Raw genomic sequence first — 13,173 nt, 5'->3', positions numbered from 1 at the left:
TTTCAGCTTCGCTTGAAATAGCTTTGCAGCACGACTTCCGTATTCGGGTCGAGCCCCCAGCCGCGCGCGGTGTTCCTGAAATAGATTTCTTCGCCGCGCTGCATGTACTCGATCAGGTATTCGGGCTGGCGAGACACACCCTTGACGCCCGGCGTACCGGTGAAGGTGCCCAGCGGGACGCCCCCTGTGAAAGCGCAGCCGGAAGGCGGGCTCGCCTTCCAGCCAACGCCGCCGCTGTCCGCGGGCCACCACGGTTCGGGGTTGGTCTTCGACTTGGCGTTGCTGTCCGCGTAATAGGAAGCAGGCGTCTGCTCGCCGAAGCGGCACTGCCCGCGGGGGCAGTCGGTGCCGAAGTTCGGCTCGCTGTAGGCCGACTTGATGGGGCGGTCGTCCCCGCGTGGGCAGGCGGCGCCCGTCACGTCGTCCGCCAGCGAAATGTCTCGCTCCGCATCGCGCAAGGCGGCCTCGGCGGCCTGCCTGGCAACTTCCATGTCGAGCACGTTGCGTGCGATGTGCTCGCCGAACATCACGCGCCGCACGGCGAAGGCGGCCACGCCGGACAGGATCACGATGAACACCAGCACGATGACCAATGCGAGTCCGCGCTGGGCGGCGGGGCGGCGCGTGCGGTTCAAAACGTCCTCGTGAGGTTGTTGCGGACGCCGAAGACGCGGGTCTGCTGCTTGTAGATCGCGCGATCGGCGCCGGAGAAGCTGCGCGAGACGCCGTCGCAGTCCACATAGCTGCCGCTCGAGGTCTGCCGCACCGATGCATCGAGCGTCTTGGTCACGACGCACACCTGCACGGCGACCACGCGCTGCCAGGCGGTCTTGCTCTGCCCGTCGATGGTGGCTGCCGGCTGTGCGCTGACCTCCGTTGCGGTGAAGAAGCGCGCGGGCGACTCGAGTGTGTTCGCCTCGGCAACCCCGTAGCGAAACCTCAGTTCGACGACGCCCGGGACGATGGGCTGGTGCGGTTTGGTGTTGGGCCCGTTCCCCGCGCAGCGAAAGCTGCGGGTGGAGATGGACCTGCCGTCCTGCGTGTAGGTGTAGCTGTCGCCCAGGCCGTAGACGTTGCTGATGAACAGCGGCAAGACCACGGTTCCGGTGCCTTTGTCGCCCGAGCCGGCGCGGTCCTTGTTGTATTCGGCCCCCTCGAAAGTGGCCAGTTCCACGTCCTGGCGCAGGCAATCCTTCCGCGTGCCGACGCCTTCTATCCCGAAGTTGTCCGCGGAAAAGTAATTGACCACGAGCGAATCAGGCGCCGAGGTGCCGGCTGCCGGGCAGGTTCCGCTGGCCACGTCGAACAGCGCCGCGCTGCAGCCGAAGATGCCCTGGTCGAACGCGTTCTTCGAGCTCGACACGATGTTCGAGTAGGCGCCGGGCAAGCGCGAAGAGCCGGCCGAAGCCGCGAAGCTGGCCGGATAGAAGCCCGCGTTCTTCAGGTCGCGGCCGATGATGTCCAGCACGATGTTGGCGGCTTCCTGCTGCTCGGCGCGGGCGTCGATGGCCCTAGCCACCCGGTTCGTCGAAACAAGCAGATAGCCGGCCACGGCGGCCAGCAGCAGCCCGAGCGCGATCGCAACCAGCAGCTCGACCAATGTGAGGCCGCGCGACCTGTGGGCACGCGCCTTCATGGCAGAACGCTCGTGGTGTAGCAACGCACGCCGGCAGGCGCCGAGGCTCCCTCAGGGCAGCAGAAGCGGGCCGACGCCGTCTGCCGGTCGTCGGCCTCGTCGGTGCAGACGGCCGGTTCGATCGCATCGCCGGCCTTGTCCGTCGCGCTCTTGTCGAACCACATCACGCTGACGACGAAGCCGGACGAGATGTTGCCGGTTACGTAGCCCGCCCCGCCCGGGAAAGCCGTGCGAAGAATGTTTTTCCAGGCCGCGAGGTCGTAGGCCGCCAGTTCCGCCGGGCTGCAGACCGCTGTCAGGCAATTCTTCGACGGTACGGTCACCGCCTCGGCGGCCTGCGTCGAATAGTCGTCGGTCAGCTGATAGCCCGACCCGGAAGCGGCGACACCGCCGACCAGGCCCGAATAGCCGTTTGCACCGGGTACGTTGATGCGGATCCTTTCCGACAGGTCGTCGATGACCGCCGAAACATTCAGCCGGGCTTCGTTGCCGGTCTGGTATCTCGTCGCCGCGGCCATCAGGCCGGCGATGCCCAGCAGCCCGAACGAGAAGACCAGTAGAGCCGCCAGCGCCTCGATCAGCGCCACACCCGATTGCCGAGCGCGATTCATCATTCGCCGTCCCGCCTAGTTTCGATTGCTGTCGTCGCAGCTGATGCCGCCGACGTTGCCGACGCGGGCGCGACCCATCACGTCCAGGCACACCACCTTGGTGGCGGAGGCGCCCACAGGCGCGAGCCCCAGCGACTGCTGGGCGGTGAGGCTCGAGCGCCCGCGCGCGTCGAAGCGCAGCGCCGCGACCTTGCCGGTGGGCGCGGTCAGCGTGGGACCGTTGGCCTTGCCGATGTAGAACTTCAGCAGCCGCGCCGTGTCGTCGTCGGCAACGCTGTCGCACTTCGGATTGGAGAACACGATCCAACCGCCGCTCCATTCGACCCCTCTGCCGGCGCAGGTGGGATCGGCGACGGTGATGTCCGCCGGCACGCAGACGGTGACGCACTTGTTCGTCGCGATGGCTTCGGAACGCGCGAAGCCCACCGCCATGACGAACTCATTGCCCAGCGTCGCCGCCGCCGAGTTCCGTTGCATCGCCACAAAACCCGGCACGGCCAGCGCCAGCAGTATCCCGAGCATCGCGACGACGACCACCATTTCGACGAGCGTGAACCCGCCGCACCGCAATGCTTTGCGCCTCCAGGACATGTGTGGCACCTCTCCCTTGCATCACTGTTTCTATATGTGTCCTGGATGCTAGGTGAGTTTGAAAGTACTCAATTGCCGTTTGTCACCTGGCTGCGACCGTTCGATGGGCACTAACAATCGAGTAACAAATGTTCCGAATGGTTGCTCAGGTCCGACAGGCGGCGCGCCCTTGCAAGAGCGCCCCCGGCATCATCTCCGTTCACATTTGAAAAATCTTGTTCACAACTCGGCCCGCGCACTGGAACGATGAACCCTGCAAATTTCCGGATCCGGCAAGCCCAGAAAACCAGCGGCTTCACGCTGCTCGAAGTCCTGGTGTCCATCGTCGTGCTGTCCTTCGGGCTGCTCGGCATGGTCGGCCTGCAGGCGGCTTCGCTGCAGGCGAACCGCGATGCGCGGCTTCAGTCGACAGCCGTGGTGCTCGCGCGCGAGCTTGCCGAGATGATGCGGGGCAACAAGGACCAGGCGCTGCTTGCTACGAACAATCCGTACCTGACAGCTGAGCTGACCAGCCCCCTGGTGGCCCCGACCGCGTCCTACTGCCTGTCCGTCGGCCAGAACTGCGCGAGCACGACCGCCGTCGCGCAAGCCGAGCTCACCGATTGGCTGGCACGGCTGGATGACGCGCTGCCGGGTGCACACGTGCGCATCTGCCGCGACAGCGCGCCGTACGGGTCGGACGGCAGGGCCGTGTGGGCGTGCACCTCGACCGATACCACCGACCCGATCCTCGTCAAGATCGGCTGGAGCCGCCCCTCCACGAAGACCGGCACCACGGTCGACCAGGCGGCGCAGCCGTCCATCGTCCTGCCGGTCACGCCTGGGAGCACTCTGTGATCGTCCGTTCACGCAGCCGCGACAGTGTTCGCGGCTTGACCCTGATCGAACTGCTCGTTGCCATGGCCGTCGGCCTGATCGTGGTGGCCGCGGCGGTATCGGCCCTGACGGTCGCGCGCCGTGGCTTCACCACGGTCGACGCAGCCTCGCAACTGCGCGACAACGGCCGGTTTGCCGCAGACATGATCCAGCGCATCGGTGTGCAGACCGGCTACCGGGACGTGTTCTTCGCGGCCACACTCCGCCAGGCGACAGCGACCGATCCGGCGCCGAGCATCATGGGGTTCGACAACGCCAAGGTGAACCTGACCAACCCGTTGACGACGTCCACCACACGGCCCGGCACCGAAGCGGGCACCGGCAGCGACGTGCTGATACTGCGCTACCAATCCGCGCAGGCCCACACCATGGTCGCCGGCTCCACGGACGCGGACAAGACGATGATCGACTGTGCCGGCAACGCGCAGGCCACCGTCGCGGACATCAACACCGCCGCTGCGCGAGACACGCTTCTGGCAAGCATCTTCTCCGTGGGCCTGAGCCAGGGCGAACCGTCGCTCCTGTGCACCTACTACGACACCGCGACCAGCTCATGGCTGTCCAGCCCCATCGTGCAAGGTGTCGAGAATTTCCAGGTGCTGTATGGCGTCGATGGCGTCACGGCCGGAACAGCGCCGGCGGCTAACGCCCCCTCTCCCAACGTGCCGAACGCCTATCTTCGAGCGGACCAGATCACGGTGACCGGCAACAGTGCCGCCACCAACGCCAACTGGCGCAGGGTGCGCAGCGTGCGCATCGGCATGGTGCTGCGCAGCGCCAAGGGCGCCGCCCAGGATTCGCAGTCGCAGACCTTCTACCCGTTCGGCCCGACCAAGAGCAGCGCGAACGGCGCGCTCGGAAGCGCCTTCGCCTCCAGTAACGACGTCAACACGGTCTTCCAGCCCACGCCGGACGGTCGACTTCGCCAGACGCTGACCTTCACGATCCACCTGCGCAACGACCAGGGGCTCTGACATGAAAAACACACGCTCTTCTTACCGTTCCGCAGGCCAGCGCGGCGTGTCCTTGATCATCGTGCTGCTGCTGCTGGTGATCGTTTCCATACTGGGCGTGGGCGCAGCGCAGATCGCGACCATGGGTGAACGCAGTTCACGGAATGACAGGGACATGCAGGTGGCCTGGCAGTCTGCCGAAGCTGCGCTGATGGATGCCGAGTTCGACATCCACGGCCCTGTGGACTCCAGCCGGCGGACGGTGTTCACCCGCATGGCCAACACCAATGCCTTCGTCAGCGGGTGCGGCAGCTCCGGCACCAGCAAGGGCCTGTGCGCACTTGAAACGACGGCCAAGCCCGCATGGCTGACCGTGGACTTCACAGCGACGACCGGAGCCAAGACGGCCGCCTATGGCGACTTCACGGGTCGAAGCTTCCCGTCAGGCTCGACCGGCATCCAGCCCTCCAAGCCGCCGCGCTACGTGATCGAGCCGATCGAAGACCCCGCCAACCGCGATATCGCGGGCTCGACGACCAGCTACATCTACCGCGTGACAGCCATGGGCTTCGGCCCCCGGGACGACATCCAGGGCGTCGTCCAGATCATCTATCGCGACTGACGCGAACCGCCTTCCATGAAAACGTCCAACACCAAAGCCCGTCCATGGTTCGCGCAGCCGCGCACGCTCGCGTGGCTTGCCTTCCCGCTGGTGGCCGCAACGATTGCGCTGTCTTTCGCAGCCATCTCCAGCACAGCCCCCAACATCAAGCCCGTTGCGCTGGCCAGCGACCCGCTCTATGCCACCACGTCCGGCGACAAGCCGACTCTGGCATTGGCGCTGTCGGTGGAATACCCGACGGTCGGCGCCCAGTACACCCCCAGCGGCGACACGGACAGCACCTACAGCAATCTCAACGAATACATCGGCTACTACGACGCCAATGCCTGCTATTCGTACAACGACACGCCGACCGAATCGCCTGCCTCAGGCCTCACGGCCTCCGACTACAAGCGCTTCGACCGCATCCTGTCCAGCGCGCGAACGGACCGCATGTGCGATGACGGCTTCAGCGGCAACTTCCTGAACTGGGCCAGCAGCTCGGCCATCGACATGCTGCGGCTTGCGCTGTCGGGCGGCGACCGCTACATCGATACGACCGACCTGACCATCCTGCAGCGCGCCGTGATCCCGAACGGTGACCCGATCTGCATGTGGAATTCGACCAACTTTCCAGCCAAGCAACTGCAGCGCAACGGCGGCAGCACCGGCGCATATTGGGGCGCGGTGCCCAGGAAGATGATCAACGCGGCCGGCACCAGCGACATCTGGGTGGCGAACACGCTGAACAAAATCTACTTCGGCACGGCCAAGGGTGGCAGTTGCGGTTCTCCCAGCAGCTACAGCCTCAGCGTGAAGCCATCCACGTCCGCGGTGGGTCCGGTGTCGAACTACTCGGGCGCGAAGCCCTCCGATGTGGCGAGCAGCAGTTGCGCGGCCGAGAACGGCAGCTGCACCTTCACCGGGACGCGAGAGGTCTGGTACGGCGCCGGCACCAAGTGGGCCGTGGCACCTGCGTCCAACGGCGTGACATGCTCCAACGGCGTGTTCGGCGACCCGATCAGCGGCACCGTGAAGGCGTGCTATCTGCGCACCTACAACGGAACCTGGACGCCACCCAGTTCCGCGAACGGCCTCAACAGCGACGGCTTCTTCTATTCCCGCGTCAAGGTCTGCGACAAGGATGCCTCCGGCAACCTGGCCGACGCACGGGACTACACCTTTTGCACCAAATACCCGAGCGGCAACTACAAGCCGACGGGCACCGTGCAGAAGTACAGCGACCAACTGCGCCTGTCCGCCTTCGGCTACCTGATGGACCAGACGAACAGCGGAGCCAGCCCGCCGGGCCGCTACGGCGGCGTGCTGCGCGCGCCCATGAAGTACGTCGGCGCCAAGACTTTCGACATCAACGGCATAGAGAACACACCGACCGGCGGCAACGCGGCGGCCGAATGGAACGCCACCACGGGCGTGTTCGCAACCAATCCGGACAGCAGCTCACTCTCGGGCACCAACGCCACCTTCGGCGTGAGCGGCGTCATCAACTACCTCAACAAGTTCGGCCGCACGGGTCCGGTGGCGGGCCGCTACAAGCAGTTCGACCCCGTCAGCGAGCTCTACTACGAATCCCTGCGCTATCTGCAAGGCTTGCAGCCCAGCGACATCGCGATCAGCAACATGACGACGAGCATGTACGACGGCTATCCGGTGTTCACCACCTGGAACGACCCCTACGGAGACAGCCGGTCCAGCTCGAGCAACTATTCGTGCCTGAAGAGCAACATCGTCGTGATCGGCGACATCAACACCCACGACGGCAACCGCTACCCCAGCACCAACGTGGCAGGGAACATTCCGAACCTCTCGGCCTGGACGGGCGTGGTCCAGAACTTCGAGCGGGGCAACGACACCACCTACATCGACGGACAGGGCGTGACGCAGCACACCACCGGCAACACCAGCACCAACGGCAGCCCGCGCGGCGAAGCGATCATCGGCTATTCGTATTGGGCGCATACGCAAGACATCCGCGGCGCCGGCTGGACCGACCAACCGAGCATGCAGCGCCCTGGCCTGCGCGTGAAGAGCTTCTTCTTCGACGTGAACGAATACGGCGACCAGAACGACGCGAACACCCGTCGAAACCGGAACCAGTTCTTCACCTCGGCAAAATACGGCGGCTTCGAGTCGGACCCATCCAATACCGGCAGCAAGCCCTACAACACCTTCGGCAACCCGTTCAAGCGGCAGGACGGCACGGTCGACGCCAACGTCTGGCAGGACAGCGCGCGCCCCGGCGAGGCCAGCACCTACTACCTGCAGAGCAGCGCGCGCAGCGTGCTGAGCGCGTTCGACAGCATCTTCAGCCGGGCTTCCACCTCCGCGCGCAGCATTGCCGGCAGTGCGGTGCAGTCGAAGTCGCTGCAAACGAGCAACTCGGTCTACCAGGGCGCCTTCGACACCAGCGACTGGAGCGGCGACCTGCTCGCGCAGTCGATCAGCGTCAGCAACGGTACCGCCAGCATCACGCCCACGCCCACCTGGTCGGCCACCAACCGGCTCTCGTTGCTGTCCGCGCCCGCAACCTCGCGCAACATCGTCATCGGACGTCCGGGCAATGCCGTACCCAAGGCCAGCGCATTCCTGTGGGATTCCCTGACCAGCGCGCAGCAAGCCGACCTGAACAAGATCACCCCTTCCTCCACCGCCGACTCGCTGGGCTCCGATCGCGTGACCTATCTGCGTGGCAGCAATGCCCGCGAAGGCTCGCCGTTCCGCCGCCGCAACAACAAGCTGCTGGGCGACATCATCAATTCGGGCGTCGTGTATTCCGGCGCGCCGTCCAACAACATCAACTCCACCAGCTATGCCGCCTTCAGGACGGCCAACCTCAACCGTACGGCCGCCGTGTTCGTGGGCGCCAACGACGGCATGCTGCACGCCTTCAACGCCGGCACCGGCGACGAGTTGTTCGGCTACATCCCCAGCTGGATGACACCCAAGCTTGCCGCGTTGACCGATGCGAGCTATGTGTCCAACCACCAGAGCTATGTCGACGGTCCGCCCGTGGTGGCGGAAGCGCAGTTGGGCTCCGCCGGTACAGCGGCCGACTGGAAGACGGTGCTCGTGTCGGGCACCGGCGCAGGCGGACGCGGCGTGTTCGCGCTCGACGTGACCGACCCCACGTCGTTCTCCGCGTCGAACGTGATGTGGGAGTTCACGCAGGACGACGACGTCGACATGGGCTTCGTCGTCGGCCAGCCGCAGATCCTGAAGATGCGCACCAGCGCGCCGACAGCCACGACCCCCACCTACAAGTGGTTTGCGGTGGTGGCCAGCGGCGTCAACAACTACACCAAGGTGAACGCGGCCAACAACTACAGCTCCGGCAACCCCGCCCTGTTCCTGCTCGACCTTTCGAAGGCGCCCGAGACGGCCTGGACGCTTGGCACCAACTACTACAAGGTGGAATTTCCATTCGATGCGACGCTGGCGGTCACCAAGGCCACCGGCATGCTCAACTTCAAGGCGGCCATTGCCACCGGCGGCAACCGCGAAGTGGCCCAGATCTTCGCGGGTGACCTGCACGGCAACATGTGGAAGCTCGACTTCCGCAACCACGGCACCTCCGAGTGGAACATGGCGAACCTGTCGGCCTTCAAGAACGCCAGCAGCAACGCCCCCTACCCCCTCTACGTCGCCAAGGACAGCGCGGGCAACGTGCAGCCCATCAGCATGGCCCCCACGCTGGTGGCCGCGACGAACAACATCAACGCGATCCAGGTGGCCTTCGGCACCGGCAAATACCTGGAAGTGGACGACCGCTCGTCGACCGCGCAGAACTCGTTCTACGTGGTGTACGACGACGGCACGAGTGTTGCCGATGCGACGCCGAACGGATCCGGCGCCATCAGCGGGCGTGCAAGATTGAGAGCCGCCTCGATCGACTCCACCGGCGCGATCACCGTGCCCAGCTTCACCTGGGGCCGCGCCACCAGCGACCTCACCAACTCATCGACCGTGAGCTCGGGCTGGTACATGGACTACGCCAGCACCGAGCGCCAGGTGAGCGGGGCGCTGTTGAACGGCAGCACACTGATATTCGGCAGCCTGATTCCGGGCACGGCAGGCAACTCGACCAACTGCGGCGTCAGCGGGGGCGGCGGCAATTCGTACATCGTCGACGTGGACACCGGCATGGGGACACGACGGGTATCGACCGTCGGCATCATGGGGCAGCCCTTGGTGATCGAGGTGGCGTCCACGGTCGAATCAATCAGCGACAGCACCGGCCGGCGCAAGAAGAGGATCACCAGCCAGGTGATTGCACAAGGTTCCGGCGGTGTCGGCAATGCCGCTGGCGGCACGGGCAACACCGGCCAGAGCAGCGTCGTCATAACCGCGGGCCGGTTGAGCTGGCGGCAGATCAACAACTACCTGGACCTGAAGCGCGGATCTTGAACATGAACCACATAAAGAAACGTGCCTCCATGGGCGGCTTCACGCTCATCGAATTGATGATCGTCGTGGCTGTGATCGGGATCCTGGCGGCTATTGCGTATCCGGCGTATACAGATTCGGTGCTGAAGGGTCGGCGCGCACAAGCGCGCACAGCGTTGCTCGAACTCATGCAGCAGCAGGAGCGGTACATGACGCAGCGCAATGCTTACCTCGATTTCACGACCAGTAATACGGGCGTGGTCACCCAAGCAACCACAACTTTGCCGAATCCGCTGCCTTTCAAGAATTACTCGGGCGATAGCTCGTCCAGCCCGGCCTATTGGCTCTCTGCAGCCAAATGCGGTAGTCAGTCCCTCTCCGAGTGTGTGCTTCTGACTGCCACGCCCACGGGAACGGATTCCGTCGTCGGCGCGCTGACCCTCAGCAGCACGGGCGCAAAAACCTGCAACATCGCTTCGACCGATGCCAAGTTCAGGCTTTGCTGGCCATGAGACGACTCAGCCAAAGCCAGAACATCGGCTTCACGCTGATCGAATTGATGGTGACGATCGCCATCGCGGCAGTCTTGCTGGTGATTGGCGCGCCAAGCTTTGTGACCTTTCAGCGCAATTCGGAACTCACATCGGCGGCCAATTCTTTCGTTGCTGCCCTGGGCGCCGCACGGGGAGAAGCAATGAAGCGTGGCCGGCAAGCAGTTGTAGTGCCCCGCGCGGACAACAACTGGGCAACCGGTTGGACCGTTTTTGTCGACACAGACAACAACCAACAATTCAATGGATCAGACATCCTCATCGTGCAGGGAAGCGCACTGCCTAGCTATTTCAACGCCACAGGACAGGGAACAGCGCAGAACAGCCCGGCGTACATCATGTTCAATCCCTCGGGCTACACACAGACCAGTGATTCGACTTTTCAGTCAGCGACGTTGAAGATTGAACGCAACGACATCTCGGGCACGGCGAAGACGCAGCAGACTCGGATTGTGGTGATTGCAAAGACCGGCCGCGTCCGCGCGTGCCAGCCTGCTACGGATGCAACCTGTACGACTTCGGCAACGGAATAGCAGCGTCCGCGCTACCGAATCGCGCCCACGAATCGAGGAAGCACGAAGTGGATGCAAGTCGTCCGCAGTCTGAATCGGAGCAAGAGTTTTTCGGTGTAACTGCGTCGCTATACTGCGCCAGTCATGCCAGAAGACGGCGTGATCGGGATTGGTCTCCCGTGCAATCACTGCGATACAAGCCGCGGTTTCCTCGCAGGGTCTGCGGCTTCGTCGTTCGTGCCTCCAGTTTTGGCGGCTCGGCGGGCGGGCGCGAACCCGGCCGGTTTCACGCAAGTGGTTGCCCGGTAGACCAACCCGTCGAGCTGCCGCCCCGATTGGTCTCGTGACGGCAGTTTTTGAAAGCTGCAATCACTTGGAGGCCGTTCATGGCTGCATCCGCCCGCGCGTCTGCGCACGCTCCTTCGCTCCCTGAGTCTTCTGAAAACGTCAGCGCGGAATCGCTTGCACTGCAGGCATGCGATGACATTGACAACCTGCAGATTGTGCGGCGCGCCTACACGTGTCTCGAAAAACTCATCGCTCCGCACCACGTGAACGACACGGAAGAGGTTTATCCGACGCGTTCTGAATTCAGCGCCTTGGTCTGGCTGGTCAACGATGAGTTGGGGCGGCGAATCGACGCAGCCGAAATCACGGTTCGATCGCTTCGTATTGCGCTAAATGACAGAGCGTCAATTGGAGTCTGACCCTGTTTTTTCGTGGTCGACCGAAGCCACAAATCAAGACGGCGTCTTGAGGTTTATCTGCGCAGGACCGGTATTAGCACCCCGTCAAAGGTCGCGGTTGCTAACTAAGTCCCAGTGGCGCAGCCAACAAAAAAGAAAAAGCCGGCTGACACTTTAATGTCAGCCGGCATTATTTTTTAATTACGGATAGATACCGCGGCAAGAAGCCGGAAGATATTTTGGAGGAATCGTGGTTGCGCCAGCAGGAGTCGAAGCCGTGGTGCCACCGCAGGCCCATCCAGCAATCGTCTTCCCGCCATCTTTCGTCCCATCAACTGCAGTGGTTCCAGTTTGAACGGGCACCAAGGTAAGCACATTGGTAGCGGTGGTCAGGGCGGTAAGGTTTGCTTCGTTCGCGGTTACGGTGATGACACCATTTGCACTGGCAGTGACAGATTTGACAAACTTGCTCGTAGCAGTAGTGCAAGCGGCGGGCAGTGCGGCGGATGCATCGACACCACTTGACGACTGCAGTGCCTCCGTGATGCCAGTGCGGCAAGCAGATGCGGCCAGAACAACTTCAGAAAGCTTGGCCCGTACCGTGTAATCTTGATACGCAGGCAGCGCCACAGCAGCCAAGATACCGATGATCGCCACAACGATCATCAATTCGATAAGGGTGAAACCCTTTTGCACGTTGCGTGCGATAGAACGACGGTTCATTCACTAACTCCAGGTTGGTTGGTTGTCACGCCCGGGAACCTGCCCGGAGCGGGAGAACTTCCGCAGCATCTGTGCCACCCTCCAAACCAGCCTTCTGTCGACCGAACACGTCACCTTTGTTTACCAACGTGTAACACGATGCGACACATTTTGTGTCCAGATGCTTCTTGCATGACAAATATGTCAACCGGCAAGGGCTGCCGATGCGTCAGAAAGTCAACACCCCATCCGCCTTCAACCACCGGATATCCCGCTGCGCCACCCCCGCCACCTGATGCTCTCCCAGCGCCTCGATCTGGCTCATGATTTCGTCGGTTTCCGCCGGCTTGGTATGGGTGATGTAGATCGGAAACTGCTTCGCGGGGTCGATCCGCGCCAGTTCGCCTGCCAGCATCACTGGTGACAAATGCAAGCTGCGCTCGGCCAGCGCCTGCTCCCTGTTGCTGAAGGCCGTCTCTATCACCAGCATCGCCACATCCAGCGCGTTGACCCGGTCCCAGAACGGCGGGTTGCGCTCGGTGTCACCGCTGAAAACCCAGTTCGCGCCGCCGGAAGCCCGTCGCACGGCAAAGCCGCAGGCCGGCACGGTGTGCACGGCCGGCAGCACCTCGATCGACTTGGGCGCACAGCTGCCCAGCTGCAGCATCTGCCCCACCTCGATGTCGTGAAAGCTCACGAACGGCGCTTCAGGGCTGGGAATGCTCTCGAAATCGGGCCAGATGACGTTGTTGAACACGTGAGCGCGCAGCGCTTCGATGGTGGCGCGCAGCGCATGCACGCGCAGCGGTCTGGAGCGGCGGCTGCCGATGGCGTCGAGCATCAGGGGCAGGGCGGCAATGTGGTCGAGGTGGCAGTGCGTCAGAACCACGTCGTCGATGGCGGCCATTTCTTCGAGCGAGAGGTCGCCCACGCCGGTGCCCGCATCGACGAGCAGGTCGGTGTCGACCAGGAACGAGGTGGTGCGGCAGTCTTTGGCAATGGCGCCTGAGCAACCCAGCACACGAACCTGCATTGTGAAAGACCCCTTGT

General features: G+C 63.5%; 13 protein-coding genes. 7 read left to right on the top strand and 6 right to left on the bottom strand.

Going from position 1 to position 13,173, the window contains the following annotated elements; all coding sequences use genetic code 11:
• Positions 1–2 precede the first annotated feature (2 nt).
• From QRN67_RS24280 to QRN67_RS24265, 4 genes are read right to left on the bottom strand one after another with little or no spacing between them, the layout of a single operon-like run.
• On the bottom strand, positions 3–635 hold the full coding sequence (locus QRN67_RS24280; protein ID WP_285413925.1) for a pilus assembly PilX family protein: 633 nt from the start codon (positions 633–635) through the stop codon (positions 3–5).
• On the bottom strand, positions 632–1,636 hold the full coding sequence (locus QRN67_RS24275; protein WP_285413924.1) for a PilW family protein: 1,005 nt from the start codon (positions 1,634–1,636) through the stop codon (positions 632–634). Before QRN67_RS24275 ends, QRN67_RS24280 begins: the two co-directional genes overlap by 4 nt.
• Complete coding sequence (gene pilV, locus QRN67_RS24270; protein ID WP_285413923.1) at positions 1,633–2,250, bottom strand: type IV pilus modification protein PilV; 618 nt, start codon at positions 2,248–2,250, stop codon at positions 1,633–1,635. The genes QRN67_RS24275 and pilV (QRN67_RS24270) overlap by 4 nt, the downstream gene beginning before the upstream one ends.
• 12 nt (positions 2,251–2,262) lie before the next feature.
• Entirely contained in the window at positions 2,263–2,838 is a 576-nt protein-coding gene (locus QRN67_RS24265) for a GspH/FimT family pseudopilin (protein WP_285413922.1), read from the bottom strand.
• 246 nt (positions 2,839–3,084) lie between these two features.
• On the opposite strand from QRN67_RS24265, the gene pilV (QRN67_RS24260) reads away from it, so the two are divergent.
• From pilV (QRN67_RS24260) to QRN67_RS24230, 7 genes are all read left to right on the top strand, one after another.
• The gene (gene pilV, locus QRN67_RS24260) at positions 3,085–3,675 is read left to right on the top strand and encodes a type IV pilus modification protein PilV (RefSeq protein WP_285413921.1); all 591 of its coding nucleotides are present in this window, start codon (positions 3,085–3,087) and stop codon (positions 3,673–3,675) included.
• The gene (locus QRN67_RS24255; protein WP_285413920.1) at positions 3,672–4,688 is read left to right on the top strand and encodes a PilW family protein; all 1,017 of its coding nucleotides are present in this window, start codon (positions 3,672–3,674) and stop codon (positions 4,686–4,688) included. The genes pilV (QRN67_RS24260) and QRN67_RS24255 overlap by 4 nt, the downstream gene beginning before the upstream one ends.
• A 1-nt stretch (position 4,689) precedes the next feature.
• The gene (locus QRN67_RS24250) at positions 4,690–5,289 is read left to right on the top strand and encodes a pilus assembly PilX family protein (protein WP_285413919.1); all 600 of its coding nucleotides are present in this window, start codon (positions 4,690–4,692) and stop codon (positions 5,287–5,289) included.
• 15 nt (positions 5,290–5,304) lie between these two features.
• Positions 5,305–9,693 carry a pilus assembly protein gene (locus tag QRN67_RS24245; RefSeq protein WP_285413918.1) on the top strand — a complete coding sequence of 1,463 codons (4,389 nt, stop codon included), beginning with the start codon at positions 5,305–5,307 and terminating at the stop codon, positions 9,691–9,693.
• Positions 9,694–9,722: 29 nt separating this feature from the next.
• The gene (locus QRN67_RS24240; protein ID WP_503010944.1) at positions 9,723–10,184 is read left to right on the top strand and encodes a type IV pilin protein; all 462 of its coding nucleotides are present in this window, start codon (positions 9,723–9,725) and stop codon (positions 10,182–10,184) included.
• On the top strand, positions 10,181–10,756 hold the full coding sequence (locus QRN67_RS24235) for a GspH/FimT family pseudopilin (protein WP_285413915.1): 576 nt from the start codon (positions 10,181–10,183) through the stop codon (positions 10,754–10,756). Before QRN67_RS24240 ends, QRN67_RS24235 begins: the two co-directional genes overlap by 4 nt.
• A gap of 365 nt (positions 10,757–11,121) precedes the next feature.
• Positions 11,122–11,442 carry a hypothetical protein gene (locus tag QRN67_RS24230; protein WP_285413914.1) on the top strand — a complete coding sequence of 107 codons (321 nt, stop codon included), beginning with the start codon at positions 11,122–11,124 and terminating at the stop codon, positions 11,440–11,442.
• Positions 11,443–11,622: 180 nt separating this feature from the next.
• Here the strand turns inward: QRN67_RS24230 and QRN67_RS24225 are convergent, their stop codons facing one another.
• Entirely contained in the window at positions 11,623–12,144 is a 522-nt protein-coding gene (locus QRN67_RS24225; protein WP_285413913.1) for a pilin, read from the bottom strand.
• A 208-nt stretch (positions 12,145–12,352) separates the two neighbouring features.
• Positions 12,353–13,156 carry a 3',5'-cyclic-nucleotide phosphodiesterase gene (locus QRN67_RS24220; RefSeq protein ID WP_081268724.1) on the bottom strand — a complete coding sequence of 268 codons (804 nt, stop codon included), beginning with the start codon at positions 13,154–13,156 and terminating at the stop codon, positions 12,353–12,355.
• Positions 13,157–13,173 lie beyond the last annotated feature (17 nt).

Origin of the sequence: Variovorax sp. efr-133-TYG-130, from assembly GCF_030208835.1 — a bacterium.
Lineage (GTDB): Bacteria > Pseudomonadota > Gammaproteobacteria > Burkholderiales > Burkholderiaceae_C > Variovorax.
Note: the sequence above shows the minus strand (reverse complement) of the source record. Positions and strands in the feature narration are given on the sequence as shown.

Bases quoted from the DNA above. Each gene is read 5' to 3' on its own strand.
- QRN67_RS24240 (WP_503010944.1), top strand. From the start codon at position 9,723: ATGGGCGGCTTCACGCTCATCGAATTGATGATCGTCGTGGCTGTGATC.
- pilV (WP_285413923.1), bottom strand. From the start codon at position 2,250: ATGATGAATCGCGCTCGGCAATCGGGTGTGGCGCTGATCGAGGCGCTG.
- QRN67_RS24245 (WP_285413918.1), top strand. From the start codon at position 5,305: ATGAAAACGTCCAACACCAAAGCCCGTCCATGGTTCGCGCAGCCGCGC.
- QRN67_RS24275 (WP_285413924.1), bottom strand. From the start codon at position 1,636: ATGAAGGCGCGTGCCCACAGGTCGCGCGGCCTCACATTGGTCGAGCTG.
- QRN67_RS24250 (WP_285413919.1), top strand. From the start codon at position 4,690: ATGAAAAACACACGCTCTTCTTACCGTTCCGCAGGCCAGCGCGGCGTG.
- pilV (WP_285413921.1), top strand. From the start codon at position 3,085: ATGAACCCTGCAAATTTCCGGATCCGGCAAGCCCAGAAAACCAGCGGC.
- QRN67_RS24235 (WP_285413915.1), top strand. From the start codon at position 10,181: ATGAGACGACTCAGCCAAAGCCAGAACATCGGCTTCACGCTGATCGAA.
- QRN67_RS24225 (WP_285413913.1), bottom strand. From the start codon at position 12,144: ATGAACCGTCGTTCTATCGCACGCAACGTGCAAAAGGGTTTCACCCTT.
- QRN67_RS24220 (WP_081268724.1), bottom strand. From the start codon at position 13,156: ATGCAGGTTCGTGTGCTGGGTTGCTCAGGCGCCATTGCCAAAGACTGC.
- QRN67_RS24265 (WP_285413922.1), bottom strand. From the start codon at position 2,838: ATGTCCTGGAGGCGCAAAGCATTGCGGTGCGGCGGGTTCACGCTCGTC.
- QRN67_RS24230 (WP_285413914.1), top strand. From the start codon at position 11,122: ATGGCTGCATCCGCCCGCGCGTCTGCGCACGCTCCTTCGCTCCCTGAG.